Genomic DNA, 20034 nt, shown 5'->3' on the forward strand with positions numbered 1-20034 from the left:
GTCCCGTCCGAAACACCGCATGGGAGGAAGAGCGATGCCCGATCGGATACTCCTGCGAGCCGGTCACGTGCTGTCGATGGACCCCGCTGTCGGGGACCTCCCCCAGGGGGACGTCCTCATCGAGGACGGGAAGATCGCGGCGGTGGAGCCGGACATCAGCGCCGACGCGGACGTGCTCGACATGACCGGCCGTATCGTGATCCCCGGCTTCGTCGACACCCACCGCCACACCTGGGAGGCGTCGATCCGCAACGTCGCCCCCGACGCCACCCTGGACGACTACTTCGTCGACATCCTCGACTCCTTCGCGCCGCTCTACACCCCCGAGGACGTGTACGCGGCCAACCTCGCGGGATCGCTGGAGTGCCTCAACGCGGGCATCACGACCCTCGTCGACTGGTCCCACATCAACAACACACCCGAGCATCCCGACGCCGCGATCCAGGCGCTCACGGAGACCGGCATCCGCGCCCAGTACGCGTACGGCAGCGCCAACACCTCACTGGCCGACTACTGGTTCGACAGCAAGATCGCGATCCCGGGCGACGACGTACGACGCATCCGCAGCGCCCACTTCTCCTCCGACGACGGTCTGCTGACCATGGGTCTGGCCACCCGCGGCCCCGGCTTCTGCACGAACGACGTCGTCACCGCCGAGTGGGCCCTCGCCCGCGACCTGGGCATCCCGATCACCGTGCACGTCGCGATGGGCCGCCTGGCGGGCCGCTTCGGCATGGTCAAGCAGCTCCAGGGCCTGGGGCTGCTCGGCCCCGACACCACCTACGTCCACTGCTGCTACTTCAGCGAGGAGGAGTGGCAGATGGTCGCCGACAGCGGCGGCACGGTCTCGATCGCACCGCAGGTCGAGGAGCAGATGGGGCACGGCTGGCCGCCCGTCATGAAGGCCATCGAGTTCGGACTGCGGCCCTCTTTGAGCATCGATGTCGTCACCACCGTGCCCGGCGACATGTTCACCCAGATCCGCGCGGCCTTCGGCGCCGAGCGCGCCCGCGTCAACGCCGACTGCTGGAAGGCCAATCTGCCCGTCCCCGCAACGATGTTGACGGCACGTCAGATGCTGGAGATCGCGACACGCAACGGCGCCCACGTCGCGGGCGTCGAGGACCGCACCGGCTCCCTGACCCCCGGCAAGCGCGCCGACGTCGTCGCGATCGACGCCACCGCACTGAATGTCGCCCCGGTGCACGACGCGGCCGCCGCGGTGACGCTGTCGGCGGATGTCTCCAACGTCGACACGGTCGTCGTCGACGGCGTGATCCGCAAGCGTGACGGCCGGCTCGTGGCCGACGTCGACCGGGCCCGCCGGCTGGTCCAGGATTCCCGCGACCGTCTCCTGGCCGCAAAGGAGGCGAAGAGCGCCGCATGACCCGACACCTGGTGCGCCGGGCCGCCGACGTCCCGGAGCCGCCCTACGACGAACTCGGCCATCGGCGGCGGGAGTTGGTCGGCGAGGGCGACGGCAGCGTGCACACCGGCTTCGGTGTGTGCGAGATACGGTCCGACGGCCGGGTCGGCGCGCATGTGCACTCGTACGAGGAGAGCTTCCACGTCCTCGACGGGGCCGTGATCCTCGATGTGCCCGAGGGGTCGTACCTCCTCGAGGAGGGCGACTACGGCCTCCTCCCGACGGGCGTCTCGCACGCCTGGCGCGGCGCCGGGGACACCGTCGGGCGCTGGGCCGACATGCTCGCGCCGGTGCCGCGGGCCCGCTACGGCCACGACACCCAGGCGGTGCCCGCGCTGCCGGCCCGTGCCCCCGTCCGCATCGACGTCCGCGACCCGCGCACCCGGTCCTTCGGTCACTTCGAGGCCGCGCAGATGGATCCCGGCAAGCAGGCGCAGGACCTGCTCGCGGTGTCGGCGAGCATGCGGACCGCGTTGCTCGTGTACAGCGGGATCACCGTGAAGATGATGGTCGACAGCGATCTCGGCGCCGTCGCCTCGACCATGTTCATGGTGCAGTACGCGCCGGACGGGGTGGCCGGTACGCACGACCATCCCTTCGAGGAGACGTACCTGTTCCTGGAGGGGACCGTGGACGCGACCTTCGACGGAGAGCGGTACCGGCTCGGCCCCGGCGACCTCGCGTGGGCGGGCGCCGGTTGTGTGCACGGGTTCGCCAACGCGGGGGAGGGGCCGCTGCGCTGGCTGGAGACCCAGGCGCCGCAGCCGCCGCCGCAGCACTCCTACCGGTTCACGCGGGACTGGGAGTATCTGAGGGAGGCGCTGGGGTCATGAGCAGTGTGCTCGTCGTGGGCGGTACCTCCGGGATCGGCCGCGAGTTCGCCCGCTTCCGCGCGCGGCGGGGTGACGAAGTGGTCCTCACCGGCCGCGACGCCCATCGCGCCGACACGGTGGCCAAGGAGATCGGCGCTGCTCAGGGCCTCGCGCTGGATCTGTCGCAGCCCCGGGAGATCGCCGCCGCACTGGCCGGCGTCGGGCGTCTGGACCACCTGGTGATCGCGGGCGTCTCCCGGGACGACAACCGGGTCACCGAGTACGACATCGACGCCGCCCTGCGTCTCGTCACGCTCAAGCTCGTCGGCTACACCGAGGTCGTGCACGCCCTGCGTCCACGGCTGCACGACGACAGCGCGATCGTGCTGTTCGGCGGGCAGGCCAAGGAGCGCCCGTACGTCGGCGCCACGACGGTGGCGACCGTCAACGCGGGCGTGGGCGGGCTGGTGAACACCCTCGCCGTCGAGCTGGCGCCGGTACGGGTCAATGCCGTGCATCCCGGGGTCGTGGGGGACAGCCCCTACTGGCTGGCCAAGCCCGGCGAGGTGCTGGCGGGGCTGCGCGCCAGAACCCCCACCGGGCAGCTCGCCACGATGGCCGACGTCGTGGACGCGGTGGACTTCCTGCTGCGCAACCGGTCGGTCAACGCGGTCGAACTCGCGGTGGACGGAGGGTGGTTGCTCGGGTGAGCGGCTTCGAGCCGCGGGCTGGGTCAGGCCTCAGGGCCTCAGGGCTTCAGGCCGACCGCGCCGTACAGCGACACGGGAATTTCGTTCGCCCCGAGCTCGCCCTCGCCCGGCCGCCAGTCCGACAGGGAGACGATCCCAGGCTCCAGCAGCTCAAGTCCCCTGAAGAGGCGGCCCATTTCGGTGTGCGAACGGGCCACGAGCGTCACGCCGCTCGCGTTGTAGGCTGCGATACCCCGGCGGACGTTCTCCGGTTCGAAGTCCGCCGTCATCGCCGACAGCACCAGGCAACTGCCCGGCGCCAGCGCGCCGACCAGCGTGTCCACCAGCCGGTGGGCGCCGTCGTCGTCCGCGATGAAGTGCAGCAGTGCGATCAGGGACAGGGCGACGGGCCGGTCCAGGTCGAGGACCGACGCTGCCTGTTCGAGAATCCGCTCCGGCTCACGCGCGTCGGCCTGCACATACTCCGTCACGCCTTCCGGAGTGCCGCGCAGCAGGGCCTCCGCGTGAGCGAGCACGATCGGGTCGTTGTCGACGTAGACCACCCGTGCGTCCGGGACGACGGACTGGGCGATCTGGTGCAGGTTGGGCTCGGTCGGGATGCCGGAGCCGATGTCGAGGAACTGCCGGATCCCCGTCTCCTGGACGACCGCCCGGGTGGCCCGCTGCATGAACCGGCGGTTGGCCCGCGCGTGCCGCGGAGCGTCGCCCTGCATCGCCGTGATCCGGCGGCCGAGCTCCTCGTCGACCGGGTAGTTGTCCTTGCCGCCGAGGAACCAGTCGTACACCCGGGCCGGATGCGGTCTGCTCGTGTCGATACGGGATACGGCCGACCGGTTCGCCGACTCGGTTCCCGACTCGGTCCCCGCCACGCAGGCCTCCTGTGCTCGACAACGGTGTGCTGCGAGCAGTCTTCCACGATCATGCGGCCCGGCGGAGACTGTCTTCGGCCACCTCCTTGTCGAGCGAGGCCCGCACCAACGCCGCGGCCGGCACGGCCGGTTCGGTGTTCCCGGCGATGCCGGTCACCCCTTCCGGCTCCTTGGGCAGGCCGAGCCGCTCGGCGCCCGTGAGCGCCTTGGTGCCCAGGTAGGGCGCCACTTCCGGCCGGACCCGCTGGGCCTCATGCAGGAAGATGGCGGCGCCTTCGCCGAGTTGGGTGGCCGTACGCTCGTCGTGGCGCCGCTAGCCGCCCCGGCCCGGCGCGGCGACCCGTTCCTGCCAGTCGGCGTCGGCCACCCGGCGCGGATCGCGCCCGTGCGCGCGGACGAGTTCCCGTACGACCTGCTTGTCGTTGCTCATGGCCTCAGCGGGTCGTGGCCGATCGTCATCAGCTGATGCCGACGGCGTGTCTGTTCGGGCTCGGGCTCGTTCTCGAGGTCCGCCTGGTCGGTGACGGTGTCGACGACGTCGTACATGATCTGGACGTCGGCGTCCGTGAGGTCCGTGCGCCGCTTCTGGAGGATCGCGAGGACGTGCTGCCCGGTCGGCGTCCCGGCCTGGTCCGGCAGCGGCTCGGTCTCCTCGTCCGCGTCACTGACCCGCAGCCAGGTGGCCAGCTCCTGCGAGGTCATGTTCACGACGCGGTGGAACTCCTGCCACAGTGCGTCGAGTTCGAGGGCGTCGGTCACGATGTGCCCCTTCTTTCCGGGTACGGCTCTGCGTGTACGGCGTATCGCGGTGTCGGTGTGGGTGTCGGTGTCACTCGTCGCGCGGCCAGTTCTCGGCGTCGAACATCCAGCGCTGCTTCTCCAGCTCGCTCGTGATGCCGATCAGCAGGTCCTGCGTCACCGGGTCCGGCTCGGCGGTCGCGTCGATGCGCGCGCGCAGCCGCTCTATGGCCGCCGTCAGGGAGTCCACGACGAGCTGGACGACCTCGTTGTCGCGGACCCAGCCCTCCTTGGGGCCGGGCAGCGTGTAGGCCGCGGCGATGGTCTCCGGCCGGCCGTCGGGCGGCAGGCCGAGTGCGGCGGAGCGTTCGGCGACCGTGTCGGAGAACGAGCGGGCCACCGAGACGACCTCGTCGAGCTGCAGATGGATCGAGCGGAACCGTGGGCCCACGATGTTCCAGTGCACCTGTTTTCCGATCAGCGAGAGTCCCAGAAGATCGACGAGAGTGCTCTGCAGCGCCTCGCCGGCGACGCGGCGGGCCGGTTCGGGAAGCGTGCTCTTGACGACAGTCATTTCGCGCTCCTCCATTTCTGGCGTGGTCGGGCCAGTACGGAGCGGTGCGACGCCGGTGCGACGCTGGTACCGCCCCGTGCGGGCGCGGGTGCCCAGGGCGAACCGGTGCAAAACGCGAGGTGTCTCAGTGTGCGAACACACCGTCCAGGAAGTGGAGCAGGTCCGCGAAGACGTCCGCCTTGTTCGTCTCGTTGAACACCTCGTGCCGGGCTTCCGGATAGATGTGCTCGCCATGGATGTGCTCGTCATGGACGTGCTCGGACGGCTCGCCCCCGCGCAGCTCCTCGACGCCGACACGGCTGCCGGTGAGTGGGACCAGCCGGTCGTTGTCGCCGTGCAGCCACAGCAGCGGCAGGCGTCCGAGGTCGCCGCCCTTGGACACGGTGTCCAGCATCCGCACGAACGCCTCGACCGTCGGCCGCTTCATCGGCCCGTGCCAGACCAGCGGATCCGCCACGTACGCCGCGCCCACCCCGGGATCGCGGGAGAGCGCGGCCGGGCTGATGGGCGTGTCGGGGATCTCGTCGAGGGCGAGCAGCCGGCGGGGCAGCTCCCAGTCGCCGATCACGGGCCCGGACAGCACCAGGGCGGCGAGCCCGTCGCCGTGGAGCTGGGCGTAGCGGGCCGCGATCAGGCCGCCCATGGAGTGCCCGACCATGACGACCGGCACATCCGGATACGCGGCCCGGGCCAGCCCGGCGACCGCGTGCACATCGGCGACCAGGTCCTCGAAGTCCTCGATCAGCACGCGCTCACCCGCCGACCTGCCGTGCCCGACGTGATCGGGCCCGAACACGGCAGCACCGTGCCTGACCAGGACGTCCGCCACCTCGCCGTACCGGCCGACGTGCTCGCCGTAGCCGTGGATCACGAGGGCGAGGTAGCGGGGCCGGTCGCGGCTCGGCCACTCGCGTACGACGATCGATCCCCGGCTTCCGTCGAGTGCGTGCTCGCGGGCGTCGGCCATGGTTCCTCCGGCTGCGTCGGTGCAGGGTTCCCGGAGGATCTTCCCAGGGGGCGGCGAGGCGGTCTATAGTCCAAAACTAGCGGTGCTAATTAATTGGGTGCCGATTCATACGGCCCGGTCAGGAGTCCTGTCGTGCGTCCCGTCCACTTCGCGGCCGCCCGCCGCACCCCCATCGGCAAGCTGCGCGGAGCGCTGTCGTCGGTACGGCCCGACGACCTCGCCGCGACCGTGATCCGAGGCCTCGTCGCCGAGGTGCCCGCACTCGACCCGGCGCGCATCGACGACGTCTACTGGGGCGCCGCCAACCAGGCAGGCGAGGACAACCGCAACATCGCCCGCATGGCCGCGCTCCTCGCGGGGCTGCCCGAGTCGGTCCCCGGCGCCACGGTCAACCGCCTGTGCGCGTCCGGACTGGAGGCCGTGACGTCGGCCGCCCGCACCATCGCGGCCGGCGAGGCCGACATCGTGCTCGCCGGCGGCTCCGAGTCGATGAGCCGCGCCCCCTTCGTCCTGCCCCGCCCCGACGAGGCCCTGCCGCACCGCATCGAGACCGTCGACACCCGGCTCGGCTGGCGTCTGGTCAACCCGGCGATGAAGGAGCTGCACGGCCTGCTGTCCATGGGCGAGACGGCCGAGGAGGTCGCCGAGCGCTACGGCATCCCGCGCGAGCGACAGGACGACTTCGCCCTGCGCAGCCACCAACGGGCCGCCGAGGCCCGCAAGAACGGCCACTTCGACGACGAACTCCTGCCGGTCGAGCGCCCGGACGGCGTGCTGGTCGACAGCGACGAGTGCATCCGCGAGGACACGTCGTACGAGAAGCTGGCCCGCCTGAAGCCGGTCTTCCGGCAGGGTGGCACGGTCACCGCGGGCAACGCCTCACCGATGAACGACGGCGCGGCAGCACTGCTCCTCGTCAGCGAGGAAGCCCTCAACGAACTCGGCCTGGAGTCCCTGGGCCGCTATGTCGCCGGCGGTTCGGCCGGCGTCCACCCCGACGTGATGGGCATCGGCCCGGTCCCCGCCACCCGCAAGGTCCTCGCCCGCGCCGACTGGACGATCGGCGACATCCAGGAGGCCGAGTTCAACGAGGCGTTCGCGGCGCAGGCCCTCGCCTGCGTCGACGAGCTCGGCATCGATCCCGAGCTGGTCAACGCGAGCGGCGGCGCGATCGCGCTGGGACATCCGCTGGGCTCCTCGGGTGCGCGGATCCTCACGACGCTGCTGCACCGGATGCGGCGCACGGGGGCCGAGCGGGGGCTGGCGACCATGTGTGTGGGTGTCGGGCAGGGGAGTGCGGTGCTGGTGGAGCGGCACTAGCAATCTCCCAACTGGCGAGACGGTCCTTACCAGTACCTGTTGTCTGCACATACCATCGGTCTCCGCATGGACACGATGACGCTCTGGCACATAACAGGCTGGGAGTTCGCCACGCTCGCCTTCGCGGCCCTGCTCGTCGGCTTCTCGAAAACGGCCGTGAGCGGGGCCAACACGGTCAGCCTCGCGATCTTCGCCGCCGTCCTCCCCGCCCGCGCCTCCACCGGTGTGCTGCTGCCGATCCTGATCGCCGGGGACGTCCTCGCCGTCCTCACCTACCGACGGCACGCCCACTGGCCCACGCTGTGGCGGCTGTTCCCCGCGGTCGCGGCCGGCGTCGTCTTCGGCACGCTGTTCCTCGTGTGGGCCGACGACGGCATCGTCCGCACGTCGATCGGCGCGATCCTGCTGATGATGGCGGGCGTGACGGTGTGGCGCCGCCGTACCGCCGAGCAGGAGGCGGAGCCGGACTCGGTCACCAGCCGGGCCGGCCGGGTCAAGGCCCGCTCGTACGGCGTCCTCGGCGGCTTCACCACCATGGTCGCCAACGCGGGCGGCCCGGTGATGTCGATGTACCTGCTGTCGGCCGGCTTCCGCAAGCTCGGCTTCCTCGGAACGTCCGCCTTCTTCTTCCTGATCGTCAACGTCTCCAAGGTGCCCTTCAGCGCCGGACTCGGCCTGATCGACGGCCCTTCGCTCCTGCTCGACGCGGCGCTCGTGCTCTTCGTCGTGCCCGGTGCGATCCTCGGCAAATGGGCGGTGAACCGGATCAACCAGCGGCTGTTCGAGCAGCTGGTGATCGCGGCGACGATCGTCGGCGGCCTCCAGCTACTCCTGCGCTGACCCCTACCCCTGCGCCGACCCCCGCAGTTCCCTCAGCAGGGCGGGCAGATCGGCGAAGGAGTCGATCACATGGTCGGGCGTGCCGCTCGCGGCCCGGTGCGTCTGAGGCAGATACTTCCCGGTCCTGACCAGCACGCCCCGCACCCCGGCCCGCTGCGCAGCCAGCACATCGGACTCGACGTCGTCCCCGACCATCACCGCCTCGCCCGCGCCGGCTCCCACATGCGCCAGGGCCGCCTCGAAGAACGCGGCCGACGGCTTCCCCGTGATCTCCGCCTCGACCCGCGCCGCCTTCTCCAGGCCGACGAGGAACGCGCCGGTGTCCAGCTGCAACCCGGCATCGGTACGCCAGTACAGATTCCGGTGCATGGCCACCAGACGCGCCCCGCGCTGCAGATGCCCGAAGGCCCGGTTCAGCGCCGCGTAGCCGAACTCGGGCCCGGCACCCCCGACGACCACGACGTCCGGAACGGCCCGGTCGCCCGCGCCCTCGTCACCGTCCTCGTCATCTCTCACGACGGTGACTCCGCCCAGGTCCTCCGTGATGTCCCCGCTGTTCAGCAGCACACACCGCGCCCTTGGACAGTGCTCCGCCAGATACGCGGCGGTGACGGCGGGCGCGGTCAGGATGTCCTCGGCGGACACCGGGAACCCGGCGTCCGCCAGCGTCCGCGCGATCGACGCCCGGGTCCGCGAGGTCGTGTTCGTGACCAGCGCGACACCGAGCCCGGACTCGCGGATCTCCCGCAGCGCCTCAACGGCACCGGGCAGCGGCTGCCACGAGACGGTGAGCACCCCGTCGATGTCGATCAGGACGGCACGCAGGGATTCCATGCCACGTACGGATTCCATGCCAGGACCCTAACCATCGATCCACCCGGCACAGGTCAGGACGCTATCCCGACACCCTCGATCCTGCTCCACGCCCGCTCCTGAGCCGACGTCATGGCGGGCCACCGCAGCCCGCCCGGTCGTGGCTCGACGCGCGTGGCGTACGGGGCCGGGCGGAACGCCGGGTCGTAGAAGCAGCCCGTGCCGTACGTGCCGTCGAACGCCGCGCACGACGCCGCGACCGACCCGGCCGTCGGCTTCTTACCGCTGCGCACCCACTTGTCGAGGGCGGCAATGGAGTTGGCGTACTCGGCGTCGCTCAGCTCGCTGTGCTCGGCCTCCCGAGTGAATGTCTGCAACAGGTGCCCGTCCCGCCGGGCCCCGTGCAGCGTGGCCCGGTAGGCGGCCTCGTGCTCGACGAACGCCGTCGGGTCATCGATCGCGTGCATCGTCAGCACCGGGATCGAGACCTTGCCGGTGAGATCGCTGTCGTAGGACAGATCGCGTACGGCCGTCGGGTCGGGGGCGAAACGCTCGACACCGGCGTTGAGCGCCTCGTCGTCATGCGACCCGGAGTACCGGACGCCTTGGTTGCCGAACGGGTTCCGGTCCCCGAGGCGGTCGTGCACGATGTCCCGGAACGTGAAGGTGGCGAACCGCAGATGCGACTCCAGCGTGCGCTCCGGGATCCGCGTGACGGCGAGGATGTCGTCGAGGTTGCGCTGCTGGAGCGCGGTCCGCTCCTGTGGCGCCGACGCGTGGCCCGTGCACTCCTGCAGCCGGGCGCGCAGCCCGGCGCTGGTCATGGTCGAGCCGGCGCGCAGGCCCTGCCACAGCGGGTACTGCGGCTCGGTCGGGCGGGGGTGGTTGCCGCAGTAGTACTGGTAGACGACGCGCAGGTCGACGCGGTAGTCGTAGCCGCGCGAGCCCCCGCCGAGGACGCCGTTGGTGAGCAGCGCCCCGTCGTACGCCCCCCGCCGGTTGCCGTACGTCTCCACGACCTTCGCGGCGACGTTCCCGCCCCACGACTGGCCGTGCACATACGTCCGCCGGGGCTTGCCGAACTCACCGACGAACAGTCGGCGCACGCTCTCCGTGTCCGCGGCGGCCATCCGCGTCCCGTAGCCGCCCCGGCGGTACGACGAACCCGCCCAGGCGTAGCCCTCCTTCACCATCACCGACCAGCGCCCCAGATCTTCGAGACTGCGGCCGGGGTCGGACTCCGCACCGAGGTCGGGGCCGCCGTGGGCGTGGACGACGAGGGAGCCGTTCCAGTCGTTGGGCACGGCTATCGCGTAGTAGGCGCCGTTGGGGTCGAGGCCGGTGTAGCAGGTCGCCTTGTCGGCGACGGCGGCGGGGCATTCGGCCGGAGCCGGGCCCGCCGTCTCGCCGGTCTCTCCCCGGGCGTTCGACGCGCCGACGAGAAGGCCGGCGGCGAGGGCGCCGGCCAGCAGGGCGGTCAGCGTCGTGCGCCGGTGAGGGGTCCATGGGACAGATCTGCGGATCACTGCGTGGGTTCTCGTCCAGTCCAAGACGCTGCTCCTCGTTCCTCTTCGGCGCGTCGTCGAGCCGTGCGCCGCGATGCTAGGGAGCGGCGGGGCGAGGAACCACGGGTCCGATCGTTGTGTTCATAGTGTTCGCGGTGTTCAGGGCGGCGGCATCGCAGCGGGCGGCACGACGTACGCTCGCCCCATGTCCCCCCGCCACGTCCTGATCCTCGGCGGCACCACCGAGGCCCGCGAACTCGCCGCCGCGCTGGCGGCGCACCCCGGCGTCCGCGTCACCACCTCGCTCGCGGGGCGCGTGGCACGGCCGGGCGCGGTCGCCGGGGACATACGCATCGGGGGTTTCGGCGGGGCGGAGGGCCTGGCCGACTGGCTGCGCGCCGAGCATGTCGACACGGTCGTCGACGCCACGCACCCCTTCGCCGAGTCGATCACGGCGAACGCGGTCCGCGCCGCGACGGCGACCGGGGTGGCGGCGGTGGTCCTGCGCCGGCCCAGCTGGCGCCCCGGCCCCGGGGACCGCTGGCACGAGGTCGCTTCGCTCGACGAGGCCGCGGCCCTGCTGCCCAGCCTCGCCCACCGCGTCTTCCTGACCACCGGCCGCCTGGGCCTCGCGTCCTTCGCCCACCTCACGGACCTGCACTTCGTCGTACGCTCCGTCGACCCGCCCGAGCCGCCGATGCCCCCACACACCGAAGTACTCCTGTCCCGCGGCCCGTTCACCCTCCCCGAAGAGTCGGCCCTTCTGCAGGAACACCGCATCGACACCCTCGTCACGAAGGACAGCGGCGGCACGGCAACCGCGGCCAAGCTCACGGCCGCCCGCCAACTCGCCCTACCCGTCGTGCTCGTACGCCGCCCGCCGCTGCCGGGGGGCGTGGAGGCGGTGTCGGAGGTGGCGGGGGTGCTGGAGCGGCTCGGCCTCAGCCTGTGACGACGGAGGCACGGAGGCGGTCGATGGCGCGCAGGATCTCGTCGCGGTTCTTCGCCTGCTTGATCCAGGCAGGCAGCCGTCCGATGTAGGTCATCTTCCGCCCGTGCTCGTACCAGGGCGCCCGCTCCCGCAGCGATGCCGCCACGAAACGCCTGAGCAGGTCCAGATGTTCGAGGTTGTAGGCCCACACCACCCCGTGCCTGGTCTCGGTCTGCAGCCACAGATCCGGCCGGGCACACCGCCCGTCGGCACGTGACGAGTGCCGGGCCAGGCCACAGGACCGGCACACCAGACGGCGCTGCGGGTACGTCGCACCGTCCGCGTCCGCAGCGACGGTCGACCGACGCGTGTAGTGAGCGATTCCCTCGCAGCGAGGGCAGCGCACCAGGACCGAATCGGTGAACTCGTACAGCTCGGTGAGGGGGTCGCGGAAACGCACCGGTGCGGACATACGGCAAGTATCACGGCGGACTGCCGCACGCCGCACCGGCATTTCGGCGCGGCGCTCAGCTCGCCGGCCGGCCGCAGTCCCGGTGGCCCAGCGGGCGTACCGCCTACTGCTCCTTCGGATTCCGTCGCAGCAGATACGTGTCCATGATCCAACCCTTGCGCTCCCGTGCCTCCGCGCGCAGGGTCTCGATGCGTGGGGCGGTCTCGGCGATCGGGCCCGAGGCGAGGATCTCGTCGGGGGTGCCGATGTAGGCGCCCCAGTAGATGTCGATGTCCTGGTCGGCGTACTTCTGGAAGGTCTGGTGGGCGTCGAGCATCACGACGACGTCGTCCACGCCGTCCGGGAAGCCTTCGGCCAGTCGGCGGCCGGTGGTGATCTGCACGGGGCGGGCGACCCGGTTGAGTCCCGTCCGGTGGCGGGCGACGAGGGCGGAGACGCTGCTGATGCCGGGTACGACGTCGTACTCGAAGGTCACGTCGCCCTTGTCCAGTACCTCCTCCAGGATCCCGAGCGTGCTGTCGTACAGCGCGGGGTCGCCCCACACCAGGAACGCTCCGGTCTCGTCCTCGCCCAGTTCCTCGGCGATCAGCCGCTCGTAGATCCCGGCGCGCGCACTGCGCCAGTCCCCGACGGCGGGGGAGTAGGCGGTACCGCCGGCGGACCGGTCCCGCTCGGGGTCCCGGGCCTCGACCACCCGGTACGTCCCCTCCGCTATGTGCGCGTCCAGCATGTCCCGGCGCACCTGCGTGAGGTCCGACTTCACCTCGCCCTTGTCGAGGATGAAGAACACGTCCGTACTCCGCAGCGCCCTGACCGCCTGCAACGTCAGCTGCTCAGGGTCGCCCGCGCCGATACCGATGACATGAATCTTTCGCACACCCCGAGTCTGCCCCACGCCACCGACACCGAGGACACCGCGTCCACCCCGCCCGTGCTCAGGCCCGCCGACCCCGCCTCGCCCCTACGCCCCGCCCCTCAACCTGGGCGCCCGCCCCCGCGCGTCCACGGCCTCCCCGCTCTCCTCCACGACCCCCGCCAGTTCCCGCGCCCATGCGCTCAGCCCCGCGAGATCCATCCCGTACGGCCGTCGCTCCCCGGCAGCGGACGCCCACTCCTCCACGGCCCCCGCCCCGCGCCGCAGCAGCCGCGGCCCGCCCGTCACGTTCCCCCGCGCCGAGTGCGTGAGCCCCACGGCAAGCTGCGCGAGCCCCCGCCACAACGCCCGCTCCCCCTCCGGCCCCGCCTTCCACGCGTCCTCGAACACCTCATGCGCATGGAACGGCTTCCCGGCGTCCAGCAGCTCCTGCGCCTCGGCGACGGTCTGCCCCGGCGTGCGTACGACGCCCTCGGGCTGGCGGTCGACGCCGTCCGCGTCGTACGGCAGGGGGCGCCCGAGGCCGTCCCGGGGCCGGGCGCTGCGTGCCCGCCCCTCGCTGTCCCGGTCCCGCGCGGCGGCCTGGCGTCCTGACGATGTGCTGCCCATACACCGATTGTCCATCGTCCGGCTCCTCGCCGGATGCCCCCCTTCGGCGCACTCGTCCCCGTACGGTAAAGTGCTGTCCGCGCGATCACGCGGTTCACCGCGCGAGAGGCACCGGGACGTGGCGCAGCTTGGTAGCGCACTTGACTGGGGGTCAAGGGGTCGCAGGTTCAAATCCTGTCGTCCCGACGGTGCGAAGGGTCTTCGCAGGTGAGAGCCTGCGGGGGCCCTTTCTCATGCGGCCGGTCAAGGCCAACGGGGCCGGATTCACGCGCTGTTCGGGACGTAGGCTCGCGCCGAGAGATCTTCCGCAGCGAAGGGGCCCGACATGACCACCGTCTTCTCCCGCATCATCGACGGAGAGCTTCCCGCCCGGTTCGTCTGGCAGGACCCGCACGCGACGGCGTTCCTGTCCATCGCACCGCTGACGCCCGGCCACACTCTCGTCGTGCCCCGGCGTGAGGTCGACCAGTGGACGCAGGTCGACGGTGAACTGCTGTCCCACTGCATGCAGGTCGCCCAGGCCGTCGGCCAGGGCGTGCAGCGGGCGTGGGACGCTCCGCGGGCCGGGCTGCTCATCGCCGGTTTCGAGGTGCCCCACCTGCACATTCATGTGGCGCCCATGTGGGGCCTGGGCGATCTGAACTTCGCCCACGCCAAGCCGGAGGAGGACATGTCGGCGCTGGACGAGCCGGCCGACAAACTCCGCACCGCCCTGCGCGAACTCGGCTTCGAACAGGCCGTGCCGCCGGGGGCCTGACAGCGCCGGAGCCAGGGCTCTGGACGCCCTGCCCGGGGCTGGTAGGCTCCCGCTCCCGATCATGGGCATGGTCATGTCGATGATCGGGAAACGGGGTAGCGGGGACGGAGCGGGGGCTCGATGCGGACGATTCCCATGACGGCGGCGCTGCTGTGTCTGTTCACCGGAGCCGCGCTCACCGGGTGCGGGGCCGGTGACGGCGGTTCGGAGAAGTCGGCGGCCGATCTGCTCGACGAGGCCAACGACATGATGCGCGACTTGCGTTACGTCACCGTCGAGATGACCAACACCGCGGACGGCGGCAAGGTGACGACACGCCTGAGGACCGACCTGAAGGACCGGTGCACGGCGAAGACCACCTGGGGCGACAACGGCAGCCTCGAACAGATCAGGATCGGTGGGACGGACTACGTCCGCCCGGACGAGACGTACCTCGAGAAGTGGCGCGGCAGGCCGAACGCCGACGTACGGCCGAAGCAGTGGGTGAAGGTCCCCGCCGACGAGGCGCAGCCGGGCGACGGACTGGCCGCGTGCACCTGGCCCTTCGAGTCGTTCGGCAAGGCGAAGAAGGGCGAGGTCACCCGCGTCGGCGACCGCGAAGCGCTCGCGCTGCACGTCACGGACAAGGCGGACAAGGAAGGGACGTACACCTTCTACGTGGCCACCGAGGGCGAGCCCCACCTGCTCAAGACCGTCTACAAGGGCGGCGGGAACGTCACCACCACGTCGTTCAGCGCCTTCGACGAACCGGTGGACGTCCGGCCTCCGGCGTCTGCGCAGGTCCTGGACAAGGCGGACGTCGCGGGCTGACGCCCGGATGCCCCGCACCCCCTCACTCCTCACCTTCCCGCGCGACGTACGCCATGCCGGGGTGGTAGAAGCGGGCCATGACCAACTCGCTCATCCACCCGGCCGGTGCCCGATGACCGCCGGCATCGACACCCCCGATCACCGTGGCCGCACCGGACTCGACCAGGCGGGCCGGGACCTGACCGGCAATCCCCGCATCAAGGTGCGGGAGGTGCGGCTCCTGTCCAGCCACTGGTACGTCGAGCGCGCGACGACCTTCGACTTCCAGCACGCCGACGGCACCTGGAGCACCCAGCAGCGCGAGACGCACGACCGCGGCAACGGCGCGACCATGCTGCTGTACGACGCCGAACGCGAAACCGTCCTGCTGACCCGCCAGTTCCGATTCCCGGTGTACGTCAACGGCCACCCCGACGGCATGCTGGTCGAAACGCCGGGCGGGCTGCTCGACGACGATGACGAGCACCCGGAGATCGCGGTGCGGCGCGAGGTGGTGGAGGAGACCGGGCACACCATCGGCGAGGTCCGGCACGTCTTCGACGTCTACATGAGCCCCGGCTCGGTCACCGAACGCGTCAGTTTCTACGCCGCCGCCTACGGACAATCGACCCGCACCCACGAGGGCGGTGGCCTGGACGAGGAGGGCGAGGACATCGAGATCGTCGAGCTGCCCTTCCGCCGGGCCCTGGAGATGATCCGCAGCGGCGAGATCGCGGACGCCAAGACGATCATGCTGCTGCAATGGGCGGCACTGGACGGCCCGTTCGCCAAGTAGGCGCCTCCGCCCTTGACTTGAAGTGCGCTTCAAGATGAAGACTCCCGTTCGTGCCCCCGGAGCGGGTGCACTAACGGGAGGGAAGTCATCCATGAAGTACCGCACCATAGGCACCGCCCCGAACACCCGCCGCGAGGTCAGCGTCCTCGCGCTCGGCGCCATGCTGTTCGGCTCCCGGACCGACGAGGAGACCTCCTTCGCCGTCCTCGACCGCTATGTCGAGGCGGGCGGAACCTTCATCGACACGTCCGACAACTACGCCTTCTGGGAGGACGGCGGTCAGGGCGGACAGAGCGAGGAACTGCTCGGCCGGTGGCGCCGCAGCCGAGGCGTCGGCGACGAGATCGTCATCGCCACCAAGCTCGGCGCCCGCCCGCTGGCCCCCGGCACCGGCTATATCGACAACGCGGAGGGCCTGTCGGCGAAGGTGATCCGCGAGTCCGCCGAACGCAGCCGCGACCGGCTCGGCGTGGCCAGGCTGGACCTGCTCTACGCCCACATCGAGGACCAGCGGGTCCCCCTCCAGGAGACCGTCGAGGGGTTCGCCGAACTGGTCGCCGAGGGCACGGTCGGGCTCCTCGGCGTCAGCAACCACGCCACGTGGCGCGTCGAGCGGGCCCGCGCCCTCGCCGCCGCGGCGGGCCTGCCCGGGTACGAGGTGCTCCAGTACGCCCACAGCCACCTGCGGCCCCGCCTCGACATCCCCGAGGGCCTGTTCCCCGACGGCAGCCTCGGCCACGTCGGCCCCGACCTGCTCAGCTACCTGCGCGCCGAGCCCGGTCTCACCCTGGTCGCCTACTCGCCGCTGCTGAAGGGCGCCTACACCCGCCCGGACGTCGCCCTGCCCGGCGACTTCGACCACCCGGGCACCCCGGCCCGCCTGAAGGTGCTCCGCGAGGTCGCCCAGCAGACCGGGGCCACCGTCAACCAGGTCGTCCTGGCCTGGCAGATCGGCGCCGAACTGCCGGTCCTCCCGCTGGTCGGAGCGTCCTGCGTGGCCCAGCTGGAGGAGAGCCTGGCCGCCGTGGACCTGGAGCTGACCGCCGACCAGCGGGCCCGGCTCGACGCGGCCCACTGACCCCTCCCGGAGTACGCTCCGAAGAGGAGCCGAAGGAGAGTGGCCATGCCTCTGTTCCCCACCGAGCAGAACGTTCGTACGACCCCCGAAGGCCTCCTGTGGGAGCCCAGCGAGCGTTGGGTGCGGGGCGTCAAGGGCGATGTCACCGTCGTCGACAGCCGGCATCCCGTCCTGGTCTGGGAACCCGATCTGCCCGTGCCGGGCTACGCGTTCCCACGCGAGGAGGTCCGCACGGACCTGCTCCGCCCCGCCAAGAACCCGCAGCCGGGCAAGCACACGGGCTCGCAGATCTTCTACGACCTCGAGGTCGACGGCGAGCTGGTGGAGAACGCGGCGTGGACCTTCCCCGCCGCCGACCTCGCCGGCCACATCGCCTTCGAGTGGTTCCTGCGCTGGGGGACCGGCCTCGACCACTGGTACGAGGAGCAGGAAGAGATCTTCATCCACCCCCGTGACCCGCACAAACGGGTGGACGCCATGCCCAGCGGCCGCCATGTCCAGGTCGAGATCGGCGGCACGGTCGTCGCGGACACACACCGCCCGGTGCTGCTGTTCGAGACCAGCCTGCCGACGCGGTACTACGTGCCCCGCGAGGACGTCCGGCTCGACCTGTTCGAACCCACCGACCACAGCACCGGGTGCCCGTACAAGGGCACGGCCCAGTACTGGAACTGGCGCGGCGAAGGCGAGATCCCGCGGAACATCGTCTGGAGTTACGCCGAGCCGCTGGCCGCGGTGGCTCCCGTCAAGGGGCTCCTGGCCTTCTACAACGAGGCGGTGGAGATCACCGTGGACGGCGAACGGCTGGAGCGGCCGGTCACTCCGTTCACCGCGAGCCTCAAGCCCTGACCAGTAGCTGGAAGTCGAACGCGTACCGGGACGCGCGGTAGATGTGCGTCCCGTACTCGACCGCCCGGCCCGTGTCGTCGTACGCCGTGCGCTGCATGGTCAGCAGCGCGGCGCCCTCCTTCTCGTGTAGCCGTTCGGCCTCTCCGGCGGTTGCGCTGCGGGCGCCGATGGTCTGGCGGGCGCTGTGCAGGGTGATGCCGACGGCCCGCATCATCCGGTACAGGCCGGTCGACTCCAGCCGGGCCGTGTCGAGGTCGAGCAGGCTCGCGGGCAGGTAGTTGCAGAGGATCGCGACGGGCTGGCCGTGCGTGCAGCGCAGCCGCTCCAGGAACGTGACCTCGGCGCCCTCCGCGATGCCGAGCGCGGCGGCGACATCGGCGGCCGCAGGGACACGCTCCTTGCGGACGACCTGCGTGGTCGGACCCTGCCCGGCAGCCTCCAGGTCGTCGTAGAGGCTGCTGAGCTCCAGCGGGCGCTTCACCTGGCTGTGCACCACCTGGGTACCCACCCCGCGCCGCCGGACCAGCAGCCCCTTGTCGACGAGCGACTGGATGGCCTGCCGGACGGTGGGCCGGGACAGGCCCAGCCGCACCGACAGGTCGACCTCGTTGCCCAGGAGGTTGCCCGGGGCGAGGGCCCCGTGCTCGATCGCCGCCTCCAGCTGCTGGGCGAGCTGGTAGTACAGCGGCACGGGACTGCCCCGGTCCAGGGCGAAGTCCAGCGAGGCCAGCGCGGAGCCGGACCCGGCACGTGCGGAGCCGCGGGTCTTCGCCATGGGACGACCTCCCTGTCAGGCTGTCAGGAGTTGCTGGGGAAACCGAGGTTGATGCCGCCGTCGGACGGGTCCGGCCAGCGCGTGGTGATGACCTTGCCCTGGGTGTAGAAGGCGATGCCGTCGTTGCCGTAGACGTGCAGATCGCCGAAGAGCGAGTCCTTCCAGCCACCGAAGGAGTGGTAGCCGACCGGCACCGGGATCGGCACGTTCACACCGACCATGCCCGCCTTCACCTCCAGCTGGAAGCGGCGGGCGGCGCCGCCGTCCCGGGTGAAGATCGCGGTGCCGTTGCCCCAGCGGGAGTCGTTGATCAGCTTGATGGCCTCTTCGTACGTCTCCGCACGCACCACGGCCAGCACGGGGCCGAAGATCTCCTCCCGGTACGCGTCCGCCGTCAGCGGCACCCGGTCCAGCAGCGAGACACCGAGGAAGAAGCCGTCCTCGTGGCCCTCGACCGAGTAGCCGGTGCCGTCGACGACGACCTCGGCACCCTGCTCGGCGGCCGAAGCGACATAGGACGCCACCTTGTCGCGGTGCTCGCGCGTGATGAGCGGGCCCATCTCGCTCGCCGGGTCGTTGCCGGGGCCGATGCGCAGGTTCTTCGCCCGCTCGGCGATCTTGCCGACCAGCTCGTCGCCCGTGTCGCCGACCGCGACGACGACGGACACGGCCATGCAGCGTTCGCCCGCCGAGCCGTAGGCGGCGTTGATCGCCTGGTCGGCCGCGAAGTCCAGGTCGGCGTCGGGGAGCACGAGCATGTGGTTCTTGGCGCCACCCAGGGCCTGTACGCGCTTGCCGTGCTCAACCGCCTTGAGCTGGATGTACTTCGCGATCGGCGTCGAGCCGACGAAGGACACCGCCTCGACGTCCGGGTGCTCGAGCAGCCGGTCCACGGCCACCTTGTCGCCCTGCACCACGTTCAGCACACCCTCGGGCAGCCCGGCCTCGGAGGCCAGTTCGGCCAGTCGGAAGGACGCCGACGGGTCCTTCTCGCTCGGCTTCAGCACGAAGGTGTTGCCGCACGCGATGGCCAGCGGGAACATCCACATCGGCACCATGGCGGGGAAGTTGAACGGCGTGATGCCGGCGACCACACCCAGCGGCTGGCGGATCGAGGCCACGTCCACGCGGGACGACACCTGCGTCGACAGCTCGCCCTTCAACTGCACGCTGATCCCGCAGGCCAGCTCCACGATCTCCATGCCGCGCGCGACCTCGCCGAGCGCGTCGGAGTGCACCTTGCCGTGCTCGGCGGTGATCAGCTCGGCGATCTCGTCGCGGTGGGCGTCCAGCAGCTCGCGGTACTTGAAAAGGATCCCGGTGCGCTTGGCCAGGGAGGACTGACCCCAGCTCTCGAACGCGGCCTTGGCGGAGGCGACGGCGGCGTCCACCTCGTCCACGGTCGCGAAGGCGACCTGCTTCTCCTGGGCGCCGGTGGCCGGGTTGTAGACGGGGGCGAAGCGGCCGGAGCCGCCCTCCACGGGCTTGCCGTCGATCCAGTGGGTGATGGTCTTCATGGTGCGCAAGGGC

At 71.0% G+C, this 20034-nt stretch carries 22 protein-coding genes, 1 tRNA gene and 1 pseudogene; 12 read left to right on the plus strand and 12 right to left on the minus strand.

Annotated elements, in window-relative coordinates; translation table 11 throughout:
* Window positions 1–34 precede the first annotated feature (34 nt).
* The 3 genes from ACZ7M7_RS14180 to ACZ7M7_RS14190 are packed head-to-tail and all read left to right on the plus strand — an operon-like array spanning window position 35 to window position 2948.
* Entirely contained in the window at window positions 35–1387 is a 1353-nt protein-coding gene (locus tag ACZ7M7_RS14180) for an amidohydrolase family protein (RefSeq protein WP_472116117.1), read from the plus strand.
* Complete coding sequence (locus tag ACZ7M7_RS14185) at window positions 1384–2259, plus strand: cupin domain-containing protein (protein ID WP_472116120.1); 876 nt, start codon at window positions 1384–1386, stop codon at window positions 2257–2259. Before ACZ7M7_RS14180 ends, ACZ7M7_RS14185 begins: the two co-directional genes overlap by 4 nt.
* A complete protein-coding gene (locus ACZ7M7_RS14190; protein ID WP_472116123.1) occupies window positions 2256–2948 on the plus strand; it encodes an SDR family oxidoreductase in 693 nt (230 codons plus the stop codon). Before ACZ7M7_RS14185 ends, ACZ7M7_RS14190 begins: the two co-directional genes overlap by 4 nt.
* A 38-nt stretch (window positions 2949–2986) precedes the next feature.
* Here ACZ7M7_RS14190 and ACZ7M7_RS14195 read toward each other — a convergent pair whose 3' ends face one another.
* The 5 genes and pseudogenes from ACZ7M7_RS14195 to ACZ7M7_RS14215 form a co-directional block, all read right to left on the minus strand.
* Window positions 2987–3817 carry an SAM-dependent methyltransferase gene (locus ACZ7M7_RS14195; protein WP_472116125.1) on the minus strand — a complete coding sequence of 277 codons (831 nt, stop codon included), beginning with the start codon at window positions 3815–3817 and terminating at the stop codon, window positions 2987–2989.
* Window positions 3818–3866: 49 nt separating this feature from the next.
* Window positions 3867–4223 (minus strand): annotated as a pseudogene (locus ACZ7M7_RS14200) (endonuclease); the annotation flags it as partial.
* 20 nt (window positions 4224–4243) lie between these two features.
* On the minus strand, window positions 4244–4576 hold the full coding sequence (locus tag ACZ7M7_RS14205) for a DUF3140 domain-containing protein (RefSeq protein ID WP_383600307.1): 333 nt from the start codon (window positions 4574–4576) through the stop codon (window positions 4244–4246).
* Window positions 4577–4646: 70 nt separating this feature from the next.
* On the minus strand, window positions 4647–5129 hold the full coding sequence (locus ACZ7M7_RS14210; protein WP_472116128.1) for a Dps family protein: 483 nt from the start codon (window positions 5127–5129) through the stop codon (window positions 4647–4649).
* A 124-nt stretch (window positions 5130–5253) separates the two neighbouring features.
* Window positions 5254–6096, minus strand: coding sequence for an alpha/beta hydrolase (locus ACZ7M7_RS14215; RefSeq protein WP_472116131.1), 843 nt, complete (start codon window positions 6094–6096; stop codon window positions 5254–5256).
* A 132-nt stretch (window positions 6097–6228) separates the two neighbouring features.
* On the opposite strand from ACZ7M7_RS14215, the gene ACZ7M7_RS14220 reads away from it, so the two are divergent.
* Complete coding sequence (locus tag ACZ7M7_RS14220) at window positions 6229–7416, plus strand: thiolase family protein (protein ID WP_427844069.1); 1188 nt, start codon at window positions 6229–6231, stop codon at window positions 7414–7416.
* Window positions 7417–7482: 66 nt separating this feature from the next.
* Window positions 7483–8256, plus strand: coding sequence for a sulfite exporter TauE/SafE family protein (locus ACZ7M7_RS14225; protein WP_472116134.1), 774 nt, complete (start codon window positions 7483–7485; stop codon window positions 8254–8256).
* Between the two features lie 3 nt (window positions 8257–8259).
* On the opposite strand, the gene ACZ7M7_RS14230 is transcribed toward ACZ7M7_RS14225, so the two are convergent.
* Together ACZ7M7_RS14230 and ACZ7M7_RS14235 are read right to left on the minus strand one after the other, a co-directional pair.
* Window positions 8260–9090: an HAD-IIA family hydrolase gene (locus ACZ7M7_RS14230; protein ID WP_472116665.1), complete on the minus strand. Its 831-nt coding sequence runs from the start codon at window positions 9088–9090 to the stop codon at window positions 8260–8262.
* A gap of 53 nt (window positions 9091–9143) precedes the next feature.
* Window positions 9144–10595, minus strand: coding sequence for a hypothetical protein (locus tag ACZ7M7_RS14235; protein ID WP_472116668.1), 1452 nt, complete (start codon window positions 10593–10595; stop codon window positions 9144–9146).
* 184 nt (window positions 10596–10779) lie between these two features.
* On the opposite strand from ACZ7M7_RS14235, the gene ACZ7M7_RS14240 reads away from it, so the two are divergent.
* The gene (locus ACZ7M7_RS14240; protein ID WP_472116137.1) at window positions 10780–11526 is read left to right on the plus strand and encodes a cobalt-precorrin-6A reductase; all 747 of its coding nucleotides are present in this window, start codon (window positions 10780–10782) and stop codon (window positions 11524–11526) included.
* Here ACZ7M7_RS14240 and ACZ7M7_RS14245 read toward each other — a convergent pair.
* The 3 genes from ACZ7M7_RS14245 to ACZ7M7_RS14255 form a co-directional block, all read right to left on the minus strand.
* Window positions 11516–11977, minus strand: coding sequence for a hypothetical protein (locus ACZ7M7_RS14245; RefSeq protein ID WP_472116140.1), 462 nt, complete (start codon window positions 11975–11977; stop codon window positions 11516–11518). The two genes, ACZ7M7_RS14240 and ACZ7M7_RS14245, sit on opposite strands and share 11 nt — an antisense overlap.
* Before the next feature lie 103 nt (window positions 11978–12080).
* Window positions 12081–12854, minus strand: a complete 774-nt coding sequence (gene cobF / locus ACZ7M7_RS14250) for a precorrin-6A synthase (deacetylating) (RefSeq protein WP_383600291.1) — start codon at window positions 12852–12854, stop codon at window positions 12081–12083.
* An 84-nt stretch (window positions 12855–12938) separates the two neighbouring features.
* Entirely contained in the window at window positions 12939–13460 is a 522-nt protein-coding gene (locus ACZ7M7_RS14255; protein WP_472116143.1) for a DUF309 domain-containing protein, read from the minus strand.
* Window positions 13461–13572: 112 nt separating this feature from the next.
* On the opposite strand from ACZ7M7_RS14255, the gene ACZ7M7_RS14260 reads away from it, so the two are divergent.
* The 6 genes from ACZ7M7_RS14260 to ACZ7M7_RS14285 all read left to right on the plus strand — a co-directional run bounded on the left by ACZ7M7_RS14260 (window position 13573) and on the right by ACZ7M7_RS14285 (window position 17729).
* A tRNA-Pro gene (locus ACZ7M7_RS14260) sits at window positions 13573–13646 on the plus strand.
* A gap of 139 nt (window positions 13647–13785) precedes the next feature.
* On the plus strand, window positions 13786–14217 hold the full coding sequence (locus tag ACZ7M7_RS14265) for an HIT family protein (RefSeq protein ID WP_472116146.1): 432 nt from the start codon (window positions 13786–13788) through the stop codon (window positions 14215–14217).
* Window positions 14218–14337: 120 nt separating this feature from the next.
* On the plus strand, window positions 14338–15027 hold the full coding sequence (locus ACZ7M7_RS14270; protein ID WP_472116148.1) for a hypothetical protein: 690 nt from the start codon (window positions 14338–14340) through the stop codon (window positions 15025–15027).
* A 112-nt stretch (window positions 15028–15139) separates the two neighbouring features.
* Entirely contained in the window at window positions 15140–15802 is a 663-nt protein-coding gene (locus tag ACZ7M7_RS14275; RefSeq protein WP_472116151.1) for an NUDIX domain-containing protein, read from the plus strand.
* Window positions 15803–15893: 91 nt separating this feature from the next.
* Window positions 15894–16880, plus strand: coding sequence for an aldo/keto reductase (locus ACZ7M7_RS14280; protein WP_472116154.1), 987 nt, complete (start codon window positions 15894–15896; stop codon window positions 16878–16880).
* 45 nt (window positions 16881–16925) lie between these two features.
* Entirely contained in the window at window positions 16926–17729 is an 804-nt protein-coding gene (locus ACZ7M7_RS14285) for a DUF427 domain-containing protein (RefSeq protein ID WP_472116158.1), read from the plus strand.
* Here the strand turns inward: ACZ7M7_RS14285 and ACZ7M7_RS14290 are convergent.
* Complete coding sequence (locus tag ACZ7M7_RS14290; protein ID WP_472116161.1) at window positions 17719–18504, minus strand: GntR family transcriptional regulator; 786 nt, start codon at window positions 18502–18504, stop codon at window positions 17719–17721. The genes ACZ7M7_RS14285 and ACZ7M7_RS14290 overlap by 11 nt on opposite strands.
* Window positions 18505–18527: 23 nt before the next feature.
* Window positions 18528–20021: a CoA-acylating methylmalonate-semialdehyde dehydrogenase gene (locus ACZ7M7_RS14295; protein ID WP_451170751.1), complete on the minus strand. Its 1494-nt coding sequence runs from the start codon at window positions 20019–20021 to the stop codon at window positions 18528–18530.
* Between the last annotated feature and the right edge of the window lie 13 nt (window positions 20022–20034).

The organism is Streptomyces sp. NPDC111606 (genome assembly GCF_055656945.1).